The sequence below is a fragment of the Kordia sp. SMS9 genome (genome assembly GCF_003352465.1).
In the GTDB taxonomy this organism is placed as follows: domain Bacteria; phylum Bacteroidota; class Bacteroidia; order Flavobacteriales; family Flavobacteriaceae; genus Kordia.
Map to the genome: position 1 here is coordinate 3,732,065 of NZ_CP031153.1, position 25,663 is coordinate 3,757,727.

Annotated in this window: 27 protein-coding genes; 11 read left to right on the forward strand and 16 right to left on the reverse strand. The window is 35.9% G+C overall.

Annotation, left to right across the window (positions count from 1 at the left end; translation table 11 throughout):
* Position 1: 1 nt before the first annotated feature.
* Both KORDIASMS9_RS15765 and KORDIASMS9_RS15770 read right to left on the reverse strand, forming a co-directional pair.
* Positions 2–694, reverse strand: a complete 693-nt coding sequence (locus KORDIASMS9_RS15765; protein WP_114903761.1) for a hypothetical protein — start codon at positions 692–694, stop codon at positions 2–4.
* 8 nt (positions 695–702) lie between these two features.
* Positions 703–1,668 (reverse strand): Gfo/Idh/MocA family protein, encoded by a 966-nt coding sequence (locus KORDIASMS9_RS15770; protein ID WP_114903762.1) that lies wholly within the window; start codon positions 1,666–1,668, stop codon positions 703–705.
* 203 nt (positions 1,669–1,871) lie between these two features.
* Here KORDIASMS9_RS15770 and KORDIASMS9_RS15775 point away from each other — a divergent pair, with 203 nt between their 5' ends.
* Together KORDIASMS9_RS15775 and KORDIASMS9_RS15780 are read left to right on the forward strand one after the other, a co-directional pair.
* Positions 1,872–2,519 (forward strand): protein-L-isoaspartate(D-aspartate) O-methyltransferase, encoded by a 648-nt coding sequence (locus KORDIASMS9_RS15775; RefSeq protein WP_114903763.1) that lies wholly within the window; start codon positions 1,872–1,874, stop codon positions 2,517–2,519.
* A gap of 313 nt (positions 2,520–2,832) precedes the next feature.
* Positions 2,833–6,414 carry an amino acid adenylation domain-containing protein gene (locus KORDIASMS9_RS15780; RefSeq protein WP_114903764.1) on the forward strand — a complete coding sequence of 1,194 codons (3,582 nt, stop codon included), beginning with the start codon at positions 2,833–2,835 and terminating at the stop codon, positions 6,412–6,414.
* A gap of 209 nt (positions 6,415–6,623) precedes the next feature.
* On the opposite strand, the gene KORDIASMS9_RS15785 is transcribed toward KORDIASMS9_RS15780, so the two are convergent.
* The 5 genes from KORDIASMS9_RS15785 to smpB form a co-directional block, all read right to left on the reverse strand.
* Entirely contained in the window at positions 6,624–7,574 is a 951-nt protein-coding gene (locus KORDIASMS9_RS15785; RefSeq protein WP_114903765.1) for a 5'-nucleotidase, read from the reverse strand.
* Between the two features lie 3 nt (positions 7,575–7,577).
* Positions 7,578–7,991, reverse strand: coding sequence for a lecithin retinol acyltransferase family protein (locus tag KORDIASMS9_RS15790; protein ID WP_114903766.1), 414 nt, complete (start codon positions 7,989–7,991; stop codon positions 7,578–7,580).
* A 59-nt stretch (positions 7,992–8,050) separates the two neighbouring features.
* On the reverse strand, positions 8,051–8,368 hold the full coding sequence (locus KORDIASMS9_RS15795; RefSeq protein ID WP_114903767.1) for a hypothetical protein: 318 nt from the start codon (positions 8,366–8,368) through the stop codon (positions 8,051–8,053).
* Between the two features lie 461 nt (positions 8,369–8,829).
* A complete protein-coding gene (locus KORDIASMS9_RS23385) occupies positions 8,830–9,033 on the reverse strand; it encodes a hypothetical protein (protein WP_162819996.1) in 204 nt (67 codons plus the stop codon).
* Positions 9,034–9,134: 101 nt separating this feature from the next.
* A complete protein-coding gene (gene smpB / locus KORDIASMS9_RS15810) occupies positions 9,135–9,593 on the reverse strand; it encodes an SsrA-binding protein SmpB (RefSeq protein ID WP_114903770.1) in 459 nt (152 codons plus the stop codon).
* A 159-nt stretch (positions 9,594–9,752) separates the two neighbouring features.
* Here smpB and KORDIASMS9_RS15815 point away from each other — a divergent pair, with 159 nt between their 5' ends.
* The gene (locus KORDIASMS9_RS15815) at positions 9,753–10,406 is read left to right on the forward strand and encodes an OmpW family protein (RefSeq protein WP_114903771.1); all 654 of its coding nucleotides are present in this window, start codon (positions 9,753–9,755) and stop codon (positions 10,404–10,406) included.
* A 69-nt stretch (positions 10,407–10,475) separates the two neighbouring features.
* Here the strand turns inward: KORDIASMS9_RS15815 and KORDIASMS9_RS15820 are convergent, their stop codons facing one another.
* From KORDIASMS9_RS15820 to KORDIASMS9_RS15850, 7 genes are all read right to left on the reverse strand, one after another.
* Positions 10,476–12,503 carry a DUF3857 domain-containing protein gene (locus KORDIASMS9_RS15820; RefSeq protein ID WP_114903772.1) on the reverse strand — a complete coding sequence of 676 codons (2,028 nt, stop codon included), beginning with the start codon at positions 12,501–12,503 and terminating at the stop codon, positions 10,476–10,478.
* Entirely contained in the window at positions 12,469–14,298 is a 1,830-nt protein-coding gene (locus KORDIASMS9_RS15825; RefSeq protein ID WP_114903773.1) for a transglutaminase family protein, read from the reverse strand. The genes KORDIASMS9_RS15820 and KORDIASMS9_RS15825 overlap by 35 nt, the downstream gene beginning before the upstream one ends.
* A gap of 259 nt (positions 14,299–14,557) precedes the next feature.
* Entirely contained in the window at positions 14,558–15,079 is a 522-nt protein-coding gene (locus KORDIASMS9_RS15830; RefSeq protein ID WP_114903774.1) for a histidine phosphatase family protein, read from the reverse strand.
* Between the two features lie 13 nt (positions 15,080–15,092).
* Entirely contained in the window at positions 15,093–15,794 is a 702-nt protein-coding gene (gene deoD, locus KORDIASMS9_RS15835) for a purine-nucleoside phosphorylase (RefSeq protein WP_114903775.1), read from the reverse strand.
* Between the two features lie 2 nt (positions 15,795–15,796).
* Complete coding sequence (gene deoC, locus KORDIASMS9_RS15840; RefSeq protein ID WP_114903776.1) at positions 15,797–16,462, reverse strand: deoxyribose-phosphate aldolase; 666 nt, start codon at positions 16,460–16,462, stop codon at positions 15,797–15,799.
* Positions 16,463–16,520: 58 nt separating this feature from the next.
* On the reverse strand, positions 16,521–17,009 hold the full coding sequence (locus KORDIASMS9_RS15845; RefSeq protein ID WP_114903777.1) for a thioesterase family protein: 489 nt from the start codon (positions 17,007–17,009) through the stop codon (positions 16,521–16,523).
* A 52-nt stretch (positions 17,010–17,061) separates the two neighbouring features.
* The gene (locus tag KORDIASMS9_RS15850) at positions 17,062–17,658 is read right to left on the reverse strand and encodes a TetR/AcrR family transcriptional regulator (protein WP_114903778.1); all 597 of its coding nucleotides are present in this window, start codon (positions 17,656–17,658) and stop codon (positions 17,062–17,064) included.
* A 142-nt stretch (positions 17,659–17,800) separates the two neighbouring features.
* Here KORDIASMS9_RS15850 and KORDIASMS9_RS15855 point away from each other — a divergent pair, with 142 nt between their 5' ends.
* Genes KORDIASMS9_RS15855 through KORDIASMS9_RS15865 form a run of 3 tightly spaced genes read left to right on the forward strand, consistent with a single transcriptional unit; the run spans position 17,801 to position 18,591 of the window.
* Positions 17,801–17,992: a hypothetical protein gene (locus KORDIASMS9_RS15855; RefSeq protein WP_114903779.1), complete on the forward strand. Its 192-nt coding sequence runs from the start codon at positions 17,801–17,803 to the stop codon at positions 17,990–17,992.
* A 48-nt stretch (positions 17,993–18,040) separates the two neighbouring features.
* A complete protein-coding gene (locus KORDIASMS9_RS15860) occupies positions 18,041–18,310 on the forward strand; it encodes a hypothetical protein (protein WP_114903780.1) in 270 nt (89 codons plus the stop codon).
* A gap of 11 nt (positions 18,311–18,321) precedes the next feature.
* Positions 18,322–18,591, forward strand: coding sequence for a hypothetical protein (locus KORDIASMS9_RS15865; RefSeq protein ID WP_162819997.1), 270 nt, complete (start codon positions 18,322–18,324; stop codon positions 18,589–18,591).
* 140 nt (positions 18,592–18,731) lie between these two features.
* Here KORDIASMS9_RS15865 and KORDIASMS9_RS15870 read toward each other — a convergent pair whose 3' ends face one another.
* Both KORDIASMS9_RS15870 and clpB read right to left on the reverse strand, forming a co-directional pair.
* On the reverse strand, positions 18,732–19,823 hold the full coding sequence (locus KORDIASMS9_RS15870) for an adenylate/guanylate cyclase domain-containing protein (RefSeq protein WP_114903782.1): 1,092 nt from the start codon (positions 19,821–19,823) through the stop codon (positions 18,732–18,734).
* A gap of 260 nt (positions 19,824–20,083) precedes the next feature.
* Complete coding sequence (gene clpB, locus KORDIASMS9_RS15875; protein WP_114903783.1) at positions 20,084–22,684, reverse strand: ATP-dependent chaperone ClpB; 2,601 nt, start codon at positions 22,682–22,684, stop codon at positions 20,084–20,086.
* 158 nt (positions 22,685–22,842) lie between these two features.
* Here clpB and ytxJ point away from each other — a divergent pair, with 158 nt between their 5' ends.
* The 5 genes from ytxJ to KORDIASMS9_RS15900 all read left to right on the forward strand — a co-directional run bounded on the left by ytxJ (position 22,843) and on the right by KORDIASMS9_RS15900 (position 25,661).
* Positions 22,843–23,238: a bacillithiol system redox-active protein YtxJ gene (gene ytxJ / locus KORDIASMS9_RS15880; protein WP_114903784.1), complete on the forward strand. Its 396-nt coding sequence runs from the start codon at positions 22,843–22,845 to the stop codon at positions 23,236–23,238.
* A gap of 124 nt (positions 23,239–23,362) precedes the next feature.
* Positions 23,363–24,472 carry an AraC family transcriptional regulator gene (locus tag KORDIASMS9_RS15885; RefSeq protein WP_114903785.1) on the forward strand — a complete coding sequence of 370 codons (1,110 nt, stop codon included), beginning with the start codon at positions 23,363–23,365 and terminating at the stop codon, positions 24,470–24,472.
* Between the two features lie 159 nt (positions 24,473–24,631).
* Positions 24,632–24,829 carry a class I lanthipeptide gene (locus KORDIASMS9_RS15890; RefSeq protein ID WP_114903786.1) on the forward strand — a complete coding sequence of 66 codons (198 nt, stop codon included), beginning with the start codon at positions 24,632–24,634 and terminating at the stop codon, positions 24,827–24,829.
* An 82-nt stretch (positions 24,830–24,911) separates the two neighbouring features.
* Positions 24,912–25,163 (forward strand): hypothetical protein, encoded by a 252-nt coding sequence (locus KORDIASMS9_RS15895; protein ID WP_114903787.1) that lies wholly within the window; start codon positions 24,912–24,914, stop codon positions 25,161–25,163.
* A gap of 165 nt (positions 25,164–25,328) precedes the next feature.
* Positions 25,329–25,661: a hypothetical protein gene (locus KORDIASMS9_RS15900; RefSeq protein WP_114903788.1), complete on the forward strand. Its 333-nt coding sequence runs from the start codon at positions 25,329–25,331 to the stop codon at positions 25,659–25,661.
* Positions 25,662–25,663 lie beyond the last annotated feature (2 nt).

Sequence of the window (25,663 nt, forward strand, 5' to 3'; positions counted from 1 at the left end):
TTTATTTAGTCTGTAATTTTAATTTTTTTCCATGCCAAGGACAAAATTTCCAATTTCCATTGAGCAATTCGTCATCTGTTGGGCACACTTTTTCTTCCACCATGCTGGCTAACGGCAATTTGAATTTAAAACTGGTGTTTCCGTTGAGTAATACGGTCAATACTCCGTAATCATTGATCGGCGCAAGTAGTTTTCCATCTTTTCCTGTTTTTTCGAAAACGTGGAATTCCAATTGCTTTCCAAAATTCCCAAGAGTTTGCGTCATAGAAGGCTTTAGCGAGGAAAGCATTTCCATATATTCACTAGAAATTTCCGATTTTTTCAATTCTTTATAGATGTTTCCTTGACTGTCTTGTAATTGAAGTATTTGGTATTTCGGTTTAAAATCACCAAATTGAGTCAATTCGGCGTGTAACGAACCTATCAAAATATATTCATCCAGCGATTCTGTTAATACATCCACATCTTCTGCTCGTACAATATTACTACCATTCATGACAACTTTCCAATATTCAGTAGGAATCCACCAAACCATTTTAAAATTATCTTTATCCTTTTTTACGATCTGAATATCTTTAGTCAGTTGTGACACATCCACTTGATCAATAGGTTTCAGTTGTACTTTTTCTTGTGCGAACGAAAACGTTATCGCGCACACACAAAAAAGCGTGAAGAGCCGTTTAATGTTTAACATGAACTTAATTATTTTTTGAAAGTTTCTATAATTTGAATTGCTACACGTAAGGCTTCTGTTCCTTGTTCCAGCGAAACGATGGGCGTCGTATCATTATTGATAGCATCTGCAAAGGTTTCCAATTCGTCCAAAATAGCATTGTTTTGCGCAATATCTGGATTTTCAAAATAGATTTGTTTCTTTACGCCTTCTGCATTTTGAAGAATCATGGCGTATTCGTCTGCGTCTTTCGGCGCATCTTTCATTTTTACAACTTCTACTTTCTTCTCTAAGAAATCTACTGAAATATAGGCGTCACGCTGAAAGAAACGACTTTTACGCATGTTTTTCATGGAAATACGACTGGACGTCAGATTGGCAACACAGCCATTTTCAAACTCAATACGCGCATTGGCAATGTCAGGTGAATTGCTAATGACCGAAACACCACTCGCATTAATTTGTTTTACTTTAGAATCAACTACGCTTAAAATGGCATCAATATCGTGAATCATCAAATCTAACACCACAGGAACATCGGTACCGCGCGGATTGAATTCCGCCAAACGGTGCGTTTCAATAAACATCGGCGAATTAATTTTATCTTTCACCGCCATAAATGCAGGGTTGAAACGTTCTACATGTCCCACTTGTCCTTTTACGTTGTGCTTTTTTGCCAACGCGATCAATTCTTCAGCTTCTGCAACTGTATTTGTGATTGGTTTTTCAATAAAAACATGCTTTCCTTTCGTAATTACTTTTTTCGCACATTCGTGATGTGAAAGTGTTGGAGTGACAATATCCACTACATCTACGGCATCAATCAATGCATCAATCGTATCAAAATACGTATATCCAAACTCTTTCGCGATGGACTTTGCATATTCGGGATTGGCATCATAAAAACCGACAAGTTCGTATTGGGAAGATTGTTGTAATAAACGAAGGTGAATTTTTCCTAAGTGTCCTGCACCTAAAACTCCAGCTTTTAACATAAAAAAGTGTTTTGCACAAAAATAATTTATTTTTCTAAAACCTATTACCTTATCATAAACAATTATGCAATTATCTGCTATTTTTTACTATAGTTTTTAAAGACTTGTCAATATAGAAGCAAACATATTCGCAATCAATCACTTGTATTTTAAATGTTTTTTATGGCTTGATAGATAAAAAATACTATTATTTTTGTACACAGATGAAAGACACGTTCAAACATAAAGGCATGCGGAATCAGTTGGCACAAGTAGTTGCTAACAAGGGAATTACTGATGAAAAAATATTAGAGGGTATCCGAAAAATTCCGCGTCATTTGTTTATGGATTCAAGTTTTGAAGCACATGCATATCAAGACAAAGCGTTTCCTATTGGCGCTGATCAAACCATTTCTCAGCCATATACGGTGGCTTTTCAAACACAATTACTAGACATTCAGAAAGGTGACAAAATTCTAGAAATTGGCACAGGAAGCGGCTATCAAACCGCCATGTTGCTTGAACTAGGTGCCAAAGTGTACAGTATTGAACGTCAAAAAGAACTGTTCAAACGTACGAGTTTGTTTTTGCCAAAATTAGGGTATCGACCTAAAAGACTCATCTTTGGCGATGGTTACAAAGGTTTGCCCGAACAAGCTCCTTTTGACGGAATTGTGGTTACAGCAGGCGCGCCATTCGTTCCAAAACCCTTACTAGCTCAATTAAAAATAGGAGGAAAGTTGGTCATTCCCGTAGGGGAAACCAACAAAGTGCAAATCATGACTTTATTTGTCAGAACTTCAGAAAAAGCATTTAGCAAAAAAGAATTTGGAGAATTTCGCTTTGTGCCGATGTTGGAAGACAAAAACTAATCGTCTAAAAACTTCTTCAATTGTTGACGATGTATTACAAAAATTACGGTAATTCCGTAATACTTCAAGTAAGTTTTTAAAAACCAACTGTTTTATTTTGATATTCCACAATTTAAGGCTAGTTTTAGAATATATCATGTGGAAAAACAAAAAACAATCTTAGGATAAACTCACATTGATATTGACTGTATTCATACTCCGAAAACATATTTTTCCAGTACATTTTAGCAGTATGCTAAAACATAATTGACTTCCCTTTATCCATGTAATTTTTCGGAAAAACTTAATCAATAACGTATAAATTAAGAAGTACATGAATACAATATCGCAACATCCCAGAACTAATTTAGAAACCACTATTGTGGATTTAATAAAGATAGAAACACTCAACAATCCCACAAGAACCGCTATTGTTGATGGTGAACTTCGCGTAAGCTACGCCATGTTACAAGACAAAGCCAATGAAGTTGCTGGCGAATTAATCAGTCATAACATCGCACCAAAATCCCTAGTGGCGGTATGTATGAACCGTTCATGGGAATTGATTGCCACGTTGATTGGCGTTATGCAAGCAGGTTGTGCGTATGTGCCGCTAGATCCGTCCTATCCAAAAGATCGAATTGCGTACATGTTGTCAAATGCGCAAACGGTTGCTACGATTGTAGACACTGATGAAACTGCGAATTTGTGCAACAATTCAGAAATGCTCATACGGACGGACGCGTTGAACGCTGAAAAAGATACAAACATAAAAACCTCTAAAAACGAGTTGGCGTACGTAATTTACACGTCTGGCTCTACAGGAAAACCCAAAGGTGTTGCGGTTGAACATGCTTCTGTTGTCGCTATGATTGATTGTGTACACGATATATTTGAAGCGGAACAATTTGACGGAATGCTCGCGGCAGCTTCTGTATGTTTTGATACTTCCGTATTTGAAATTTTTGGAACATTATGCTATGGCGGAAAAATTATCTTGGCTAAAAATGCCTTAGATCTACTGCAACTTCCCGCAGTGGACGAAGTGAAAACCTGTGTGATGGTACCATCTTCGGTACAAGCCTTGCTTTCTGTTTCCGATTTACCAAAAAGTATAGCGTGTCTTATTTTCGGAGGCGAAGCGTTGAAGCGTTCGTTGGTGAAACAAGCATTTGCACAAAAATCAGTGTCACGCGTATTCAACTTTTACGGACCTACGGAAGATACCGTATTTTCTACCACGACAGAACTTTTTGAAGACGAAGAAATTGTTACGATTGGAACCTCTGTGAAAAACTCAAGTTCCTATATTTTAGATGAAAATTTACAGTTGTTACCCATCGGAGAAGCTGGCGAATTGCATTTGGCAGGAAACAAATTGGCGCGTGGTTATTTGTATGATGAAGAAAAAACAAAAGAACGTTTTATTGAGATGGTTCCAACGGCTGCTATTCCTGCAAACCGATTGTATAAAACAGGCGATTTATGTTGCAGATTGCCCAATGGGAAGATTGAATTTCTTGGACGTGTCGATCAGCAAGTAAAAATAAGAGGTTTTCGAATTGAACTCGAAGAAATAGAAGCTACCTTAGAAGCTATGGAAGGCATTGAAGCCGCCGCTGTTTCCGTGATAGAAGGTGGCATTGGTCAAAAAATATTGACAGCTTTTGTCGTGATAGCAAAAGAAATGGCGATAAATGCAGATGATATAAAATCGTATGTTTCCAAACGGTTGCCAAAATATATGGTGCCACAAGTGATTCAATATCTCGAAAAACTGCCATTGTTACCGAATGACAAATTAGATCGCAAGAAACTTTCAAAACTACAGAAAACGAGCAATTCTCCATCGCATGCACAAGCATCTAATGGAACTGAGACGTTTCAAGAGCAACCTAAAGTTTCAAATAAAACGTCAAAAAATGGTGTTTTAGAAGTAGTTCAAAGTGAATTTGGTAAAATAGTGAACATAGCAGCTTCCGATCACATCAAATCAAATGAAGCTTTTGAGAGTTACGGATTGGACTCATTGTCTAGTTTGGAATTTAGCTGTAGACTTTCCAATGCATTGGATGTACAACTTCCCGCAAGTGCCATTCTTGAACATGCAACGCCTGAAAGATTAGTGAAATATATCAAAGAAATGACCAATGGTGCTGAGGGACAAACGGATCATAAACCCCCAAAAATATTGAGCGATACGCTGACAAAGTTTCAATTTGACATTCAGTCGAGTTTTCCAACGTTTCAAGCCGCAAATGCACCTTCGTGGAGCGCAGATGATAAAAGCAAATTGGTAACAGAAGTATTGCAAATGGTCAATGACAATCGAAGAAATCCGTATGGGAAAGTGTTGCAAACAGGAAGTGCCGCCACCGGAATTGTGGGCGATGTGTATAACGATGAAGTGCAGGAAGCAATTATTTGGTCCACCAATTTGTATTTCGGATTGAATCGTGATGCAAAAGTTATCAAAGAAGCTACCGCAGCTTTGGAGCAATTTGGCACGGGAATGGGCATTTCGGCTTCTGCATCAGGCATGACGAATCAGCATGTGTCTTTTGAAAAGGAATTTGCCGATTTGGTCGGAAAAGAAGATGCGTGTTTGTTTCCCACAGGATATACTGCCAATGTGGGCACTATTTCTGGGTTGTTAGGGAAAAATGATATCGTGGTGATTGATCAATTGTGTCATGCTTCTATTGTAGACGGCGCACGGTTGAGTGGCGCCACGATGCGAACCTTTAAACACAATGATGCTTCCGATTTGGAATCTGTGCTGCAATCGGTCGTTTCTCCATATCACACGGTATTGGTTGTGTTGGAAAGTGTGTATAGCATGGGCGAAGGTACAGCACCTGTGGCAGAAATTGTACGCATGGCAAAAAAATACAATGCTTTAACATTTGTGGATGAAGCACATTCTTTTGGTTTTTATGGAAAAAATGGCGCAGGAATTTGTGCCGAACAAAATGCTACTGAAAACGTAGATTTTTTAATGACAACACTGAGCAAAGCCTTGGGAAGTATTGGCGGAATTATTGCAGCTAGTAAGGAACATATAGGATTGTTGAAAGCATCCTCAAGAGCGTATATATTTCAGGCTTCTATAAGTCCCGCGGATATTGCGGCGGCGTTGACATCGTTGCGAATGCTTCGAGAAAATGAAGCGTTGCGAGCACAGTTGTGGGACAGAACACGCTACATGCGCAAACGTTTTGAAGATGCTGGCTACGATTTAGGCACAGGCGATGGCCCAATTATTACGCCGCATTTTGGAGATAAAGACCGATTGTACGCCATTGTACAAAGCTTGTACAAACGCGGTGTGCAAACTTTGGCTGTTACATATCCGATTGTAGAAATTGGACGTGGTCGTTTACGATTTATTTGTTCTGCGTCGCATACACGCGAAGATATTGACAAAACTTTGGCAGCATTGATCGCAGCAGAAAAAGAAGTAGACGCGGCACTTGAACGCATTGAAAATTCTCCTAAAAATACGAACATTTCACAAAGCGATTTGGAAGTTTGGTCGGTTACATTTGTGAAGTATTTGCAACAATTTCTAGCGAAAAATACGTTTACAACACCGAATCTTCAACTGGCATTCACGGTTTCGGAAGCTGTGACACCAATTGTAATTTTGATACAAGACGGAATGCTCACGCAAAACACACAGTTACTTCGTGATATCCCTTATTGTTTAGTTATTTGTAACGATCAAACGGCAGTTTCTAACTTGGAAAACTACGATGTGCAAGGATTGTTACACAATATTAGCAATGGAAGTTGTACACTGAAAGGGCAAGTAGAACCGTTTATTTGGTTTTTTAGCAGAATGGTTTCGTTTCAGAAAAATAGTCAAGAATTTTCTAATTTGAAATCTAAAGAATCAGAAGAGGCAATTGCTTAGAAAATTGTATCATCTGTATTAAATTGAGTGCATTTGAGAAATCTTGAGTGTGCTCTATTTGATATATATTGTCTAATGGTTTGTGTATGATGAGTTGCTAGTCCACTCTATAATGAGAATCAAAAGAAAGGCACTCTTAAAAGTGCTAAGAATGCCTTGTTTTTTTTGAAATTATAGGGTTGTGTAACGGTTACTGGTGTTGTAGTCAATTACTTCTTCGATTGTTTCTTCTTGTCGTTTTCTATTTTTTTCATAGGTGAATCTGACAAATAAGGAACTTTAGCTGACGGGACAAATTTACTTGTATTAACTAAATGAGTGTCTTGGTCATCAAAAAATATATGTGCTCCAAATGCTTTCAAAACTTTATCTTTTGAAAGTCCTCCTAAAAAATATACTTCATCTACATAAACTCCCCATTTACGAAGTGTTTTTATAACACGCATATGACTTGGTGCGTTTCGGGCAGTCACAATAGCAATTCTCAAAGGTGTCAGTTCAATTGTTGTTGGTAGGTGTTCTTGTATTTTAGATAGTTTGATTAATAATTTAGCAAATGGTCCTTCGTTCAATGGGTCTTCTTCGTGTTCAGATTCGTATTTATGAAATGCCTCTAATCCTTGCGTTTTATTACGTAATTCAGATTCATCACTAAATATTACAGCATCAGCGTCAAAAGCTATTTTAACTCGATTATCTTTTTCATCAAATGATTCTGGTGGGGCATAAAGAGTAGCTGCTGCACACGCTTTTGAATCAATTACTGTTTGTACGTCTTTGTCATCTTTTGAAAGGAATAAATCTACATCAAAAGCATCTATATAAGGCGCTAAGGGTTCTCCACCAGAAAGAGCTACTCTGGTTATTTTTAAATCGTGCTTTATCAATGAATTTAAAATTCGAAGACCCGTTTCAGGGCTATTTCGAGACATTACAATTACTTCTACAATTTCTTTGTCCGCTTGATTATTTAGTTCCAAAAGGCTTTTAACTAGATAAAAGGCAGAGCCAGGAAGTAGAGGTTCGTTTTCATTTTTTAATTGGTATTTACGATATCCTTCTATTCCTTCTTTTTCAAAGATTGCATTTTCCTCTTCTAAATTAAATAACGCTCTTGAAGAAACTCCAATCACTAATATATCTGAAAAATCTATTGGCATATGTTATTTTTTCGATTTACTCCCGAAAGCTAGAAGACATAGTGTAACTCCTATTCCAAGTATAATTCCAGTTTTAATCTGTTTACTTTCGGCTATTCCAGTTAATATTTCGTTCACAAAATGTTCGCAATTATAATCGAGTAATGAATATTTAGTGCCTATTTTTTTATTGATACGATTTATAATTTTCGCTTGGGATTGTTCATTATAATTATAATATTCAATTCTCTCAATCTGTCCTTCACTTAAAAATTGATTTAGAGTAATATATCTGACTCCAAAACCAAGTTGGTTTTCGGCTATGAGATGTTGATTATCCCAAAATCCAACGTACAAAACGTGATGTTTTGATAAAATCCCACCTTTAGTTCGCACAATTCGATCTCCAATTCTTAACCGTTGATAATCAATACTCATAACTTTACTCCGTTTTTAGTTAAATTTCCATTTTTATAGCCTTATCAATTCCACTTAAATTATTTTGCTATTTTTTCAATATCCGAGAACATTGCTTTGATTGGTGCATTTTCACATTCTGGATTATTCACATTATATATTGTTATTGAAGTTCCGTTTACACAATAAATTTTGTCATTTTCGTCAATCCAATAACACCAACTTCCGTCAACAATTACTCCAGTTCCATTTTCTATTTTTGCGATTTTAACCTCATTAAAAGGTAATTCACTTCCAATTTTAACTTTAAGTAATTCGGTTGCTTTTTCTTTTTCAGGATTACTTTCACAAGAAGTGATTAAAGTCAAAAAGCAAAGTGCGAGTAAAATTCTTTTCATTCTTCTTTTATTAAACACAAATTTATAAATTCAGTCAAAATTATCTTTACGGTTTTCCGCATTCAGATAATTTTAATGTTTGCAGGATGTTCGTCTTTAATGTGTGGCAACATACGTATAACAGGAATTCCTGTTATCATACTAAATACGGTAAATAACAGGAACTACTTTTATACAAACTTCCCATTATTCCCCATAAATGTAAAACAAAACTCACACATACGCAATGAGGTTTTCCGTAATACTTCGACTACGCTCAGTACAAGTACTTCGAATACGCTCAGCACAAGTACTTCGATTGCACTCAGCACAAGTGCTTCGATTGCACTCAGAACAAGTGCTTCGGGAAGCTCTGTACAAGCTTTGGGAATGCTAGTATTGATGATGAGTTTATACTTTACCAAGTTTATTAAGACCTAAAAAGAGTGATTTTGCGAATTCTGTAATAAAAACGTTGTTTTTTATGGTTTTATTGAGGAATTCGTAATAAAAACATCCCCGAAACGTTCTCGCAGCAATGCAGCAAGCTTTCGGGAAGTTACAGAAGCGTCTCGCAGCCCTGCAACAAGCTTTCGGGAAGTTACAGAAGCGTCTCGCAACCCTGCAACAAACTTTCGGGAAGTTACAGAAGTGTCTCGCAGCACTGCAACATCCTTTTGTTTCATTTCGGAAGCATCTTGCAGACATGCAACAAGCTTTCGGGAACATTGAAAACATTAAAAAATCATGTTGAAATGACATGATGTAGGGCGTAATGAGTGGAAATTTAACGGAAACTCTTCTTGATACGATCTAAGTTACGTTTGTTGTCGCGATCTTTGATGGTTTCCCGCTTGTCGTGGATTTTTTTACCTTTTGCCAATGCAATGGATAATTTGGCAAGTCCGCGATCGTTCAAGAATAAACGCAACGGAACAATGGTTAAGCCAGAGTTTTTGACTTGTTTGTGCAAACTGCGCAATTCTTTTTTATTCAACAACAACTTGCGCGTGCTTCGGGGTTTGTGGTTGTAATGCGTACCAAAAGCATATTCTTCAATATACATATTTACCACAAAGAGTTCGCCTTGCTCGTTGAATTCACAAAAACTTTCTGCAATAGAAGCTTTGCTCAACCGAATGGATTTGATTTCCGTTCCGGTGAGGACGATTCCCGCAGTGTACTTTTCTAGAATTTCGTACTGAAAACGCGCTTTTTTGTTTTGTATGTTGATGTTTTTTTGCATGAATTGCCAAAGTTACTAACATTTCTCGGAATGACAAGTATATGGGCGACTAAGCTTTGATAATTGCGAATACTATCTTTCAAAAAACTATGACTTTTGTCATTTTTCTTGGAAAAAGTCGCGCATACATTTGTACTATAATTATTAAATAATAGACTTATGAAAAAAGCAATATTTAGTGTTTTTTTATTGTTAGCAGTTTTTCAACTAACAGCACAAGAAGATATTCAATCACAAGATCAAGATACGTTTAAAAAGTGGCAAGTTCGTGCGCGTTTTATTTCCGTAATTCCAAGCGAAAGTGCTACCATTGAAGCCATTGGTGGTGATGTGTCCATTTCAACAGCATACGTGCCAGAATTAGACTTTACCTATTTCTTTACAGAAAATTGGGCAGCAGAGTTGATACTAGCAACCGCCAATCACGATGTAGAAGCTGTGAATACTGCGGCAGGAAATTTAGATTTAGGTGATGTTTGGTTATTGCCACCAACATTGACGTTTCAATATCATTTTCCAATGGGCGATTTTAAGCCATATTTGGGTGCAGGTATTAATTATACTATTTTTTACGGAGTTGATGAAGGCCCAATTGCCGATGATGTAGATTATGACAATAGTTTTGGGTTTGCATTTCAAGCAGGATTTGATTACGCTTTAAATGAAAAATGGTTTTTAAACGTAGATGTAAAAAAGATACTCATTCAAACAGATGCTACGGTGAATGCTACGAGTGCATTAGGTGCCACTGTTGGAGCAGATGTGGATATCAATCCGTTGGTTATTGGATTTGGTGTCGGGATGAAGTTTTAGAAGTTTTTAGATATATAAAAAATAAAAACGCCGTTAGGAATAGCGGCGTTTTTGTATGCTTTGAAAGGCTTAATTCCGTTTCAATTTCACAATCAGTCGTTTGTTTTTTACATTTTTGACTTGCTCGTTGAGTGTTTTTAATTCTTCTAGTTTTTCTTTTGGAATTAAATTCTTTAAGATTTTATAGTTCGACTGAAATTTAAGTTGATTGTTTTTACTTTGCGTGAGTTCGAAAGAATATTCAGAAAAATCATTTGTATAGTCTATTTTTCCATTTTCGAGTCCCAGTACTTGAATGTCGCACGGAAAATTGAGATAAAATAAAAAGCGATCTGAATAGTTGTAATCGAGATAATAATCTAAATCGGAGGTGCTTGTGTTATTTTCTAACTGATCGTGTTGAATTAATTTTTCAATAGATACACTAACAAGACTATCATTAATAAACGAAATGGCATTGTTTATGACTCCTTTTCCGCTCATGACAAATGAAAAAGGCTTGTTCCTTTTTTGTATGCGACTGGTTATTGTATCTATTTGTATGGTATTGTCGTCTCCTTCAAATTTTGACAATGCGTCATAATAATCGCTTGCTTCTTTGTCTTTATCGAGCATGCTGAAAAAACTACGCAATTCCGTAGAATATCCGCCAGATATTTGCAATCGGTACCGAAATGATGTTTTCTTTTCGTCAAGATCTACCGTACTAGAAATGGTTTGCTGAATGTAATTTCGGTTGTAATCAATACCAGGCATTTTTACAGTAGCGACCAAAACAGAATCTGCCATGGCAAGTTGAAAGTTTCGAGTAATGAATTTGTCTTTTTTCCGCTTTTTCTTTTTGAGAAAAGGTCGTGCCAATACCGCTTTGGTGTCGTACAGAGACGTTGGAATTTCATCCAATTGGTAGTTGTAAAACTCTTCGTTTGGATACAAAAATTTTAAGATTCCATTTTCATCTTTAAAGGCAAAAAATATATGCTCAAATTCACCTTTTCGGATGTAATCCATATCAATAGGTCCTGACTGTTTATTTTTCCCAAAGACTGCCCAATAGTCAATTTCTAAATCTTCCAGCAATTGCCTGTAAAACCTTCGAATACTGATCATATCAAATCGTTTTTTCTTTAGAAAATAACCGCTGGATTTTATGATTTCTTCAGGATTTGGAGGTTTCATGCTAAAGTTGTCCAAGATGTCAGTGTGCAACACCCTAAATTGGTAATATTTGGAACTATCTTTTGCTGTTCCAAGTGTATTTCGTTTCCACCTTTTGTAGTATGACGATTTTTCTCGGTCAATAGCCATTGGTTGTGTTAGGATATTAAATTCTTCATTATACACATTTTTCCAAGTACGAAATTCTTTGTCTCTATTCTCAATAGTATAGTAGAAATATGGTTTTTCGCAAAATAAACAACTGTGTTCATTGAGTTCTAATCCTTTTACTTTATCCGCTGAAAATTGTAAATAGATCAAGGAATCATTGGAAACCACTTCTGGTTCAGGGAAATCATTGTACGTTTTGTAACGTACAGAAAAACCTGTTCCTGTTTTTACCGTATATTGAGAATTTATACTTGGTATGGACGTATACAAGTTTACGTATGCTCTTAAATCAGACTTTTCTAAATTTTCATAATACACATATTTTGTTTCAATCGTATCACCAGGTTCTACCGCAGGAATTGGATGTTTAATTGCACCAAATGGTTTTCTTTTGGAAGTTCGCTTAAACACCAAACTAGAATCGAGTTCTACGATAGAACCATCAGATTTTAGTGTTCTGATTTGTATACTTTTAATGCGATTGCTTTGATACTCATCTAAATTTAAGAAAGCATATTCCTCGACGCCATTGGAATTGTTTACGACTAATTTATTGTCAATAGAAACATAACGTCTGTAACCTAACAAATATTTATCGTATGTAATATCTTGGTATGTGTGTTTGTAGTAGGCATCTGAGTTTTTACAAAGTGTTACAAAAGGATCATCGTTGGTGTCCTTTACAAAAGATGTAAAACTATAAAAAAGTACGCCGATACAAACAATGAACAGGCTAACTTTTCTGTTTTTTAAGAACAATAGGTTCATTAATTATTTTTTTGAATGATTTTAAAATTTCATTGGTGCTGTTGCTATTTTCTTTGTTAATGAATATGTGATCAAAAACAAAATCATAATTGCATTCAATTTCTAGGTTTGAAATTGCTTTGATTGTCATTTTTAGCGACATCCCTTCACCTTGATAGGTGTGTTCAATAGGTTCAAATGCTACAATAGGCGCGTCCATTTGTAGGGTAGCACGCATTTTTTTGTAGAACGGACTTCGTATATAGGTACCTTCTATCAGCGTTTCTCTACTTTCTATTTCAAAGAGTCTCGGTAAAAAATCTATAAATAAATAGGTGCTTGTGCCATCATTAAACGTTTTTCCATTAATTGAAATATCACCGTCTATATGTACTTTTTTGGTTTCATTGGTCACTTTTAGGTTAGAAATTGATTGATTCCCAAAAATTTCTTCATAGAGTGTTTTTCCAAAATTATCAAATTCTTTTTCGCCTTCAATCTTTAAAAACCCTTTTAGGAAATTGCTCGTGATGCCTTGATAATCAATTGAAAAATCGCCTGTAACCAACATGCTATTTGAATCTACTTTTAATTTTAATTGATAAAATATTTCATTTTGCTGCGGACTGAAAGGTGTAACTTTGTAAAAAGTTCCTCCTTTAGGGTTTACAATTAAAATGGTGCGATTTTGCAAGCTTTGCACGGGCGAACCTTCATAATGAATAGGATCGGTAGGATCTAATAAAATGGTTTTTCCATCTACATACGCAACGCCAATGACGTGATTTGCTGAACTTAATGTTGGAAAATCACAATCGCTAATATGATCAAACGTAGCTGCCAATGCAATATCACTTTCAATGCCTTTGTATTTTAAGGCTTCCGATAAAAAATTAGAAAGATCTTTACAATCACCATATTTGTTTTCAAATACTTCATCGGCGGCAGAAGGAATAAAAGCGCCCATGCCAACTTCGATCGCTACATATTTAAAATTGCTTCGTACGTAATTGTAAATGATATTGATAATCTTTAGTTGATCTGTCTCGCCAGCAGTTAACTCATCTATTTTTTCCATTACTGAAGCACTCAATCCTTTTCTAGAAGCTGCATTTTGGATGTACCAATCGTTCATATAATCTGTTGCTTCACCTTTATAAGAAATTGGCACGACAAGCGTTCGCATAAACGGAACTTTCATATTTTTATAAATACCAAAAAGCTGTAACGGATCCGCAGCTACTTTTTTGGGTGCCACTTTTATATTCCATTCAGAAGCGATGTCTGTTTTTGTAGAATCGATGGTGAAAAAAGAAAGGGAATCTCGATGAGCTGTATCGTGAACCAATTTGAATTCCTTGGGAACAACGACTTTGTAGAATAATGTATCAATTTCATTATACGAAAAGAAATGCAATCTGGTAAAATACATTAATTCCGTACAGGATATTTTGTATTTCAATTCTATATGCTCTCCTTCAGGAATTTGAATGATTTTAATTTTTTTACTCGTAATATAATCTAGCTCAACATCTTCATCATAGGTTCGTTGGAGCGGTAATTTTTTAAGGCGTTTTCTTTTTTTCTCAAAAAGTTGAATGTCAGATACACGTTCCAACTCCGTATCATAAAAAATAGGATAGAGACGCGGTTTTTCACTCGCTTCAAAGGCAATGGTGATTTCCTTTACGAAAGAAGAATCTTGCCGCACGACAATTTTTTCCTCTTTTGATCTTAAACGGAAATCTTGTGCAAATCCTATCGATTGAAAAACAATAAGAAAGAGTAAAATACAGTGAATACGTATACTTTTCATTTAAAATTATGAATACTTGGAGGAAGTTGATTTATTGCAGAACAATATAGTGCATTCCTTTGAAATTATTTCAATTTGAATGCAATAAAATTACAAATTCGTATTAAAAATAAGTTTTAAACCACATAGTATATACTATAAAAAACTTACTTTTTTGTTCTTTACGATGTGTATTTTAACATGGATTCGCATTAAAAAATCCTTACTACATTTCTGAAAGTAAGGATGTTTTCTATGAAAATTAGATGTGTTGTAGTGATTAATTCACCGTCAACAGTTGTACCGTTTTATGATCTCCCGAAAGGGTAACAATGTATAAATTTCCGTTATTGTCATCTTTGATAGATTCGTAGGTTTCTTTGCGAATTAAGCGATTCACAAAGGCTGGCGTTGTATTGCTATGTCCCACAATTAAGACGGTTTTTCCTGCGGTTTCTTTTAAAAACTTGTCTATTTTTATTTTAGACGGATGGTAGCTTTTTATTTCCAATTCTTTGGAATCTGCCGTTGGTTTTGCTGTTTGTTTCGTTCGGTTGTAATCGGTAGAATATATTGCGTCAAAAGGCACTTCTTTAAAAACATCGGCCCAATAAGTGGCTCTGTTATGTCCTTGTTTGGTCAACTCAGGGTCTTTATTGCTTTTGTCAGAACGATCTTTTTCCGCGTGACGAATTAAATAATAAACAGAAGTAGTCGTTTCTTTTGCTTCTTCTTTCGTGTCTTGTGCAAAACAATGAACGGCCAAGAATAAACTTAGCACTAATAAGATGTTTTTTTTCATTAGGTGTGTATTTTTATGAACTAATTGCGAGTGCAATATCAATCATTTCTCTGAAAGTTTGTGCACGCTCCTCAGAAGTTGTGGTTTCATGTGTAACCAAACTATCCGATATAGTGAGCAAAGATAGTGCTTTTACTTGAAAACGCGCTGCAATCGTATACAAAGCAGAAGTTTCCATTTCTACACACAACACACCGTATTTTGCCCATTTTTTATAATAATCAGCATCTTCTTGATAAAAAATGTCACTTGTTAATATGTTTCCAGCCTTGAAGGGAATGTTTTTTTCTTTGGCAGCCGTTATAGCAGCTAAAAATAATTCGGCATTGGCAGTAGGTGCAAAGTTTTCTCCCTGAAAAGGTAAATCATTTGTGTTGCTATTTGAAGAAGCTGACATGGCAATGATAATATCTCGAATTTTTACGTCTTTTTGGTACGAACCTGCACTTCCCACACGAATTAGTTTTTGCACACCGTACGAATTGATCAATTCGTGTGCATAGATAGAAATAGAAGGCGCGCCCATTCCTGTACCTTGCACCGAAACTGGTTTTCCTTTAAAAGTGCCGGTGTAGCCGAACATGCCGCGAACGTCGTTATATAATTTTGGGTTTTCAAAAAATGTTTCTGCAATCCATTTGGCACGCATCGGATCGCCAGGTAATAAAACCGTTGGTGCAATGTCTCCTTTTTTTGCGTTGATGTGTATACTCATAATTAGTAGGTGTTTAGTGATGAAGTTCCTGTAACAATGGCAATTCCGTTGGAGGTTCCAATGCGCGAAACGCCCGCGTCAATATATTTTTTGGCAGTTTTTAAATCGCGAATACCGCCAGAAGCTTTTAGTTTTGCTTTTCCGTCAACGGTTTTTTTCATAAGATTGATCGCTTCTAACGTAGCACCGCCTGTACCAAAACCTGTGGATGTTTTTACAAAATCCGCTTCAGCTTCTACTGCAAGTTTAGAAGCGTTTACAATTTCATACTCCGATAAATAACAAGTTTCAATGATAACTTTTAATATACTATTGCCAGCGGCTAGTTTTAGCTTTACAATTTCTTCTTTGACCAAATCGTATTTTCCAGATTTGAGCCAGCCTAAATTAATTACCATATCAAACTCATGTGCGCCGTCAATTTTGGCTTGCGTAAGTTCTGCTAATTTCGCTTCAGTACTCATCGCGCCAAGCGGAAAACCGATGACACTACATATTTTTACGTTATTCTTAGAAAACAAGAATTCCTTTGCCGATTTTACAAATGCACTGTTGACGCAGACGGAGAAAAAATTATAAGCAATCGCTTCTTGACAAAGTTTTTCAATGTCTGCAAGCGTTGCTGTAGGTTTTAGTAAGGTGTGATCTATATACTGGTTGATGTCCATGAAACTTCAGTTTTGCTGTAAATATACTTAAAAAGCAATTTGTCAACACTGATACTTATCATGAAACTATTGCCATGCGCAAACTTTTTACACGCATGTTAAAATCTAACTCATTTACAGGAAGTTGTACGTTTTCAAAAAGGGACATAAAATGCGCATTGTGTTCGTGTGCTTTGCCTGTTAGGACATTAAAATGCACAAACGAACTCCACATCACCGCTTTTAATTCGGTTTTTTCTTCATTGTACATGCGAATTTCTACGAGTAATTGTTTGTTGCCGTATTGAATTAATTGTGATTGAATCGTGACAGTTTCCATTACATTTGCAGGACGTACATAAGCGATTTGATGCGATCCAACAACCCACGTTGTGCCTGTCTTTTTAGCATTTTCAAAGATGTTTAAGTCGTAATGTGCTATTAATTGATCTTCACGTGCGTTGATGAGGTAATCTAAGTATTTACTGTTGTTGAGGTGATTTAAAGGATCACAATCTTGAAATCGGATTCTAGAGTTACTTTCTAAAATTTTTGGGAAGTCTTTCATAGTTGTTATTTTAAATATACCAATCGGTATATTTTTGATTAAAAAAATAGTTTTATGCTTTAAGTTCGTTTTGTATCATGGTATCAATTTGGTTCATGGTATCTTGAATGTAAAAATCGTCGTCCATCGTATATGCCATAAAAATCGCGCCTTGAATCATGGTGTCAATTCGTTTTGCGGCATACATTGCGTTGACTTCGGTGGAAATTTCTCCACATTCAATTCCATTTTCTATAATCGTTGCTAGTTGATCTTGAATGCGTTGAATGATCGTGCGGACTTTCTGTAAAAGCAGTGAATTTTGATGGTTCGCGTCTACGCCAACATTTAAAATAGGACAACCGCCCATTTTGTTTGTGTACAAGTAATAATTGCGGTAAAAATCTGTGATTAAAAATAGCTTTTCAATGGGAGAATCGCTTTTGTCCATGTGCTTCACCAACTCTTTCATTAACAGCTTTACCATGAACTTGAAAGCTGCAATTGCCAATTCTTCTTTGTTTTTAAAGTTGCCATAAATTGCACCTTTTGTCAAACCAGTTGCTTTGGTAAGATCAGAAATGCTTGTTGCCGCGTAGCCATTCTTATTAAAAATAGGCGCGACGGTTTCTACAATAAAAGTGGCAGTTTTTTCGGCTTTGGTGATCATTCTTCAAATATACATAAAATAATATACCGATCGGTATAAAATAAAATTTTATTGTATTAACGTAGTGGAAGTATAGTTTCCGTGTATTGATAAGTGTTTGATTGTTAGTAAATTTATGTGTATTCAACTTAAAACACCAATCATGAAAAAAAGAAACTTACACGTACGATTGAATTTGAAAAAGAAAAAAATTGCCGTTTTAGCTGCTAAAAATCTCACAGGAGGAACTGTTGCTCATGCAGACGATCCGTTAACACATAAGAGTTTGTGCCCAATCGAAACATGTTCGTGTACAGATCCTAAATTTGATAATTGCAAGCCAATTGAAGTTTGAAAGGTATTGTTTTATAGAGAACAAATTTAAAAATTTAACAAAACGACGATGAAAAAAAAGAATTTGAATAAAAAGTTGTTTTTACGAAAGCACAATATTGCAGCTTTTGATACCAAAACCGTAAAAGGAGGAATAGTCGCGTATAGTCCGCCTATCACCGTTGAGGAAGATGTGTGTCAACCTTCTGATATATGTTCGGATAAAGAAACCTGTCCATTTGTTTGTATCACCATGCGAGAAGATGCTTGCTATACAGATCCAATTATAAGTTGTACGCCACAGGGTTGTGGAAATTCGTTGGATACTTGTCAACTATAAAAACACCTAACTTGAAGAAAAAGAATTTACATCTAAAGTTGCGTTTGGGAAAGAGTAATATCGCTGCTTTTAATATGCGAACCGTAATAGGCGGAACTGGGAATCCTGGAGATCCACTACCAAACACAATTGGCCGCCCTTGTCCATTTACGGATACGTGTCCATATACGGAAACCTGTCCGTATCAAAATTGTCAAACCGTGAAGGTTGATGCTTGTTTCACAGATCCAGGCATTAGTTGTGCACCCGATACGTGTGCGGGTACAGTTGACAATAATTAGTATTTGAATTATATGATCCTACTATATAATTATACATTTTGAGTTAGTTAGTTAAGGGAGATAGAGGTATGTATGTGTCAGTATGTACTTCTATCTTTTTTTATAGTACGATTTGGGAGATTTGCACGAACTCGTATGAATTACTTTTTTTGAAGTGTATACAGTTCTTTAGCTTGAATTTTTCCGCGTAGTTTATTGTCTCCAAGCGATGTAACTTGAAATTTTGCTTCAAGTTGTAAAGTGCCTTTTAACTCTTTTGAGATGAGAATATCCACTTCTAAGGCATTGCAAAGCGATTGAATTCTTGCAGTTGCATTGAGAACGTCGCCTGTGAAGATGATTTCTTTTTTTACGTTTCCAATCTCACCTGTGGTTACGGTTCCTAAGTGCAAACCCGCTTTGAATTGTGGTTGAATGCCAAACTTTTTTTGAAATTTTGCGTGTTTTGCCTGTAGATCTTTTTTCATGGTAAAGAAACATTCAATACAGTTGTTATTGTGAATTCCATTTTTATAAGTCCATGAAACCACCATTTCATCACCAACATATTGATAAATTTCTCCCGAATGTGTAATCACGGCATCTGATAATGTGTAGTAATATTCTTTCAGTAATTTAAAATAGGTAACATGTCCGAGTTGTTCGGCAATTGCTGTGGAGGATTTCATGTCTAAAAACATAAAGATTCGGTTTTCTTCTTTTGGTGTATGATATTTTCCTCGGATAAAGTTTGCCAATACACCATATCCAATATTTTCGCTGAGCTCTGCATAAAATAGGGAAGCCGCTAACGAAATAAACATTTGAAAACCTGTACTTAAAAAACCAATACTTTGTAAATAATCGGAGAGTTTTTGCCAAACAACAGCATCTGTGATACTTGTATGTAACTCAATGCTTACCGCGATGGGAAACATGATGATGACAATAATGAATAGAAATACAGAGTATATGGCAAGTTTTCCTAGAATCTTTTTTAGGAAGGTACTTTTAGCAAAGATTCGTTTTAAAAAAACAACTTCAATTGTTCCAATGACAAAACCGACGAAAACTACTGCAATCATTGCAAAAATGAAAATTTGCAAATTGACTTCAATGACTCCTTTTGGTAAGTAATTATAATTTTTAGTGGCAGCAAACTCTACAATCAAAAAAATAAGTCCGAAGAGAAACCAAATGATTCCAAAAGGTAGAATTTGTGTCAGATATCTTTTCAGTCTTGGTGAAAGCATTTTTTTAGTTGCTGTTAGTGTAGCTAAAAGTACTTAAAAGATTTGAAATGCAGTACGAGTCGGAGACTTGCACTGACTCGTACAGACTTACATTATTAATAAACTTTAACTTTTCCCTACAAAATAAAGCCTTTCCTTCAGCGTTTATTGTATGAATCTTGTAGTTCAGGAGACATGAAAAATTTCCTGTCTTTGTTAGTAAACAATAAGAGCAGCTCATAAAAAAAGCTGCTCTTATTTATTTAATATTTGTCTGTACATTAATTTTCTATCAAATCTGTTTGATTTCTGAATACCAATTCCTCATTGAATTCATCTAACAAAATAATACTATCTGCTGTGACTTTTCCACTGAGTATTTCCTTGGAAAGTGCATTTAATACTTTACGCTGAATGACACGTTTTACAGGTCGCGCGCCAAATTGCGGATCAAATCCTTGTTGTGCTAAGTATGAAATTGCTTCCTCAGTCGCATCAAGTGTAATTTGTTGTTTTGCCAACATTTTGATCGTTTTCTTAATCTGCAAACGTACAATTTCCTTAATATCGTGTTGCGTCAATGGCGTAAACATCACAATGTCATCAATACGATTTAAAAACTCTGGTCGCACTGCTTTTTTCAACAAACCTAAGACTTCGACTTTGGCAGCTTCTGTAGCGCTGTACATGTCTTGCATCGCTTTGAATTTTTCTTCTATGATGTGACTTCCCATATTCGACGTCATGATGATGATGGAGTTTTTAAAATCGGCAACTCTTCCTTTATTATCTGTCAAACGTCCTTCGTCCAATACTTGTAATAAGATGTTGAACGTATCTGGATGTGCTTTTTCAATTTCGTCTAAAAGTACCACAGAATACGGTCTGCGGCGCACGGCTTCTGTCAATTGTCCGCCTTCGTCGTACCCAACATATCCTGGAGGCGCGCCTACCAATCTACTTACCGAATGCGATTCTTGGTATTCGCTCATGTCAATACGGGTCATGGCGTTTTCATCATCAAATAAATAGGAGGCAAGTGCTTTTGCCAATTCGGTTTTTCCGACACCTGTCATTCCTAAGAAAAGAAACGATCCAATTGGGCGATTGGCGTCTTGCAATCCGGCGCGACTTCTACGAACTGCGTCTGAAACTGCGGTAATCGCTTCTTCTTGTCCCACCACACGTTTGTGCAATTCTTGTTCTAGTTGTAATAATTTTTCGCGTTCGCTTTGCAGCATTTTTGTCACAGGAATTCCTGTCCATTTTGCCACTACTTCCGCAATATCTTCGTTAGTGACTTCTTCTTTGATCAATGCATGTTCTTCTTGCGCTTCTAAATCTTGCTGCAATTGATCTAACTTTGCTTGTGCTTCTTTAATTTTTCCATAACGCAATTCGGCTACTTTTCCGTAGTTTCCTTCACGTTCGGCTCTTTCCGCTTCCGCGCGATAGTTCTCAATAGCTTCTTTCGTTGCCTGCACTTGATCTACCACATCTTTTTCAGATTGCCATTTGGCAAAAATTTCATTGCGTTCGTCTTTGATGTTTGCCAATTCTAAATTTAACGCTTTGAGTTTGGCTTCATCATTTTCACGTTTTATGGCTTCAATCTCAATTTCCAATTGCATGATGCGTCTGTCGAGCACATCCAATTCTTCGGGTTTTGAGTTGATTTCCATGCGCAATTTGGAAGCCGCTTCATCAATTAAATCAATGGCTTTGTCGGGCAAGAAACGATTTGTAATGTATCGTTGTGATAATTCTACCGCAGCAATAATTGCTTCGTCTTTGATACGCACTTTGTGATGTGTTTCGTATTTTTCTTTGATTCCTCTTAAAATAGAAATCGCACTTTCCGTATCAGGTTCTGTTACGGTAATTTTCTGAAAACGACGTTCTAGCGCTTTGTCTTGCTCAAAATATTTTTGATATTCGTCCAAAGTAGTGGCACCGATTGCTCTCAGTTCTCCACGTGCCAGTGCAGGTTTTAAGATGTTTGCGGCGTCCATCGCGCCTTGTCCACCACCAGCACCCACAAGTGTGTGAATTTCATCAATGAAAAGGACAATATCGCCATCTGCCGAAGTCACTTCTTTGATGACGGCTTTTAAACGTTCTTCGAATTCACCTTTAAATTTAGCTCCAGCGATCAATGCGCCCATATCGAGCGAGTAGATTTGTTTGTCCTTTAAATTTTCAGGAACATCACCTTGAATGATTCGATGCGCTAATCCTTCTGCAATAGCGGTTTTACCCACACCAGGTTCACCTACCAAGATTGGATTGTTTTTGGTTCTACGGGAAAGAATTTGCAATACTCTACGGATTTCTTCATCACGACCAATGACTGGATCGAGTTTTCCATCGTTTGCCAATTGGTTCAAGTTGTTTGCGTATTTGTTGAGTGAATTATAGGTTTCTTCTGCAGTAGCCGAGGTTACACGTTCGCCTTTGCGCAGTTCTTGAATGGCGCTTTTTAAGCCTTTTTCCGTTACTCCTTGATCTTTTAAAATCTGTGCAATTTTACTATTCGATTTAAAAATAGCCAAGATTAAGTGTGAAGTCGAAACAAATTCGTCGTTCATTTCTTTGGCAACAATACTTGCATCCGTCAAGGTTTTTCCTGTATTGGGAGACAGCATGATGTTGGTGCCACTTACCTTTGGAAAACTGTTGAGCGTACTTTCTAAAATTTGTTCTAAAAGTGAAACATTTACGTTGAGTTTCTTCAGTAAAAAAGGCAGTACATTGTCGTCTACCTCCACAATGGCTTTGAACAAATGTTCGTTTTCAATTTGTTGATGTCCGTATGTTTGTGTCAATTGCTGTGCTTGTTGTACAGCTTCTTGTGATTTTATAGTATAATTGTTAAAATTCATAGCGTTCAGTTCTGTGTTTTTTGATATTTTTGCAATAGTTATTCCAATTGAGAATACAAGACAAAATGTCGTTTAATCCTAGTATTTGCAAGACATTTTGGCATTTTAGCAAGTTTTGTAAGAAGCTTACGACTGATATTTTAAATTTACGCATACTTATGGGAATATTCAATAAAATTTTTGGAAGTTCTGACGCTTCCGACACACCTGAACCTTCAAAAGTGACATGGATGCCGTTGACAGATCTATTACAATTAGATACCATTGTAGAAGAATCGAAAACGAAACCTGTTGCAATTTTTAAGCATAGCACACGATGCGGAATTAGCAGAATGGTGATCAATCAGTTTGAAAAAGCTTATGATTTGGAGGAACATCAGATGAACGTGTATTATTTAGATTTGTTGAATTACCGTCCAATCTCCCAAGAAATTGCTACGCGTTTTCAGGTATGGCACGAAAGTCCACAATTAATCGTTGTTAAAAATGGTATCACCGTAGCACACGCTTCACACAGTCAGATTAATGGAGTTGCTTTAGAACAGTTTGTGTAATATTTATAAATTTACTTCGCAGTACAAGAATTAAGAGTTTTTTAAGACGTATATAAAAGGTTATTTCGTACTTTCATCGTACATCATTCAATCAGTCAAAATTCGTTCTTAAAAATTACTGCTCATGAGTACTACCATTAATATATGGATAATGCTGTTTTTTGCATTTGCCATACAAGCCTTTATTCTTGGAATTTTATTCTTTTTAAAACCTAAAGGTGATCGTGTTGCCAATAGTATCTTTGGCGTTTTCTTATTGTTATTTTCTTACAATCAATTATTTAATTGCGCCTATTGGTCAGGATATGAAGGTTCGTACATAGAACACATGTCGTTTACCAATTTTATTCCTTGGGTTTCGTATGGCCCTTTGTTGTACATTTATATAAAACGCGTGTTAAAAAGTACTTTTACTTGGCGCGATTTGGGACATTTACTTCCATTAATTTGGGTGTTTTTTGTGTACGGACGTTTTTATTTTTTATCCTATGATATGAAATTGGAACTCGCTGCTACGAACGGTTATGCCGAATATGTAAACTGGTGGCCAATTCCGCGCTATAATATGGTTGATGTAGTTACCTTGCTCATGTTGTTGTATGCGGGAAAGATGTACTTTTTATATCGAAAAGAGAAACAGAAAGTAGATGAAAAACAACGTTTGTGGATTAAGTCGTTGTGGCTTTGTTTTACAGGATATGCGTTGGTTTTTTTAACATATTTTCTATTAATTTATTTTAGATTAATCACCATTTCGAACGATTACCTTATTGGGTATGCGATGGTGTTTTTTATAGGAATTGTGTCGTATTTTAGCTTTATGCAACCAAGTATATTTTCGGGCGAAACTAAAATTCCGTTTGTAAAATATCAGAATAACGGTTTATCGTCGTCAATTGCAGTGGAAATGAAAGATAAATTGATTTCATTAATGGAAGCTGATCAATTATTTTTAGATAGTTCGCTTACGCTAGATGTGTTATCGGAGCGTTTGAACCTGTCGCGACATCATACTTCGCAATTAATTAACGAGCATTTTCAGGTAAACTTCTTCGAATTTGTCAATAATTATCGGATACAGGAAGCTATCAAGCTGTTGCAAGACAAAAAAAGCAACTTAAACATCAATCAAATTATTTACGCTGCTGGATTTAACAATCGGACTTCTTTTTACAACGCATTCCGAAAAAAGACAGGCATTTCGCCTAAATCTTACAGAAATAAACACGTATAAATCACTTCTTTTTTTAAAATTGAATTTGTAAACCTTTATCGGTTTGGATGTTTTTACACATTTTTCTTACTTCCTTTAACAAAGAAATAAACGGCCATTTATTCTAAAAGGGGAAGCCGAAAAACTGTTAGAGTAGGCAATACTAAATTCAATTACATCATGAAAAAACACGAATTCAAATCAGGTTTATCACTCAAGAAGTCTGTGATTTCAAATCTTCATAGTTCGCAACTCAAAGGCGGAACTATTGGATTGGAATCGGTAGACAGATTGCATTGTGAGACAGAAGATTGCACACAAAACTGTTTTACCATTTTGTACACCAATTGTTATCAGTGTCCAAACACAACCTGTTAAACCGCAACTACATAGTGGAAGCCGAAAAACTGACGAGTAGGCAACATTTTAAATTTTTAAAAATCATTAAAACCGAAACATTATGAAAAAACAAATCAAAAGATCATCGTTACATATTAAAAAATCAACAATTGCGCATTTAGAGCAACGTCATCTTAAAGGTGGAGGAACGTATACATGTGATGGACATTCTTGTTGTCCTCCAACATTAGATGTAACGTGTGCTAATACGTGTGAAAATACCTGTGCCAATACTTGTGGATTTTTATGTGGTGAAGAAACTATAAACCCAAGAAGATGTTTGACTGAGACTATTATTACGTGTCCAGTATAGTATATCCCTCAACGTTTGTGATTATTGCTTATTTCATGTAATAATTTTAATTAATTTAACTACAGTTGAACAACTCCAGGCTTCGGTTTGGAGTTGTTTTTTTGTTTCTGCAAAATTATTGACAAACGCTTTACAAAGCCGTATCTTTACATAAAAAAATTATTTATGATTGTACCACTACTTCTGGCAACTGCTGTTGCTAAAAAACGCAAATCGTTACGTGTAAAGAAATTGATCAAGGCTAACATCATCGCAAAAAAAGCAATCTGCGTTCAAAAGAAAGTTGCTGTTTGTGTGATTGCCAAAAAAATGAAATCTTCAACAGCATCACCTATAGAAAAGTTTACGAAAGCTAGAAAAAAGGCGATGCAACTAAAAAAAGCATACAATACGCTAGAAAAAAGTGCCAAAACTTATAAAAAAGCAAAAGATGCTTGCAGCGATGCTAAAAAATTGAAGCAGAAACTTTCGAAATTAAAAAGGGTGAATTGTAACTAAAG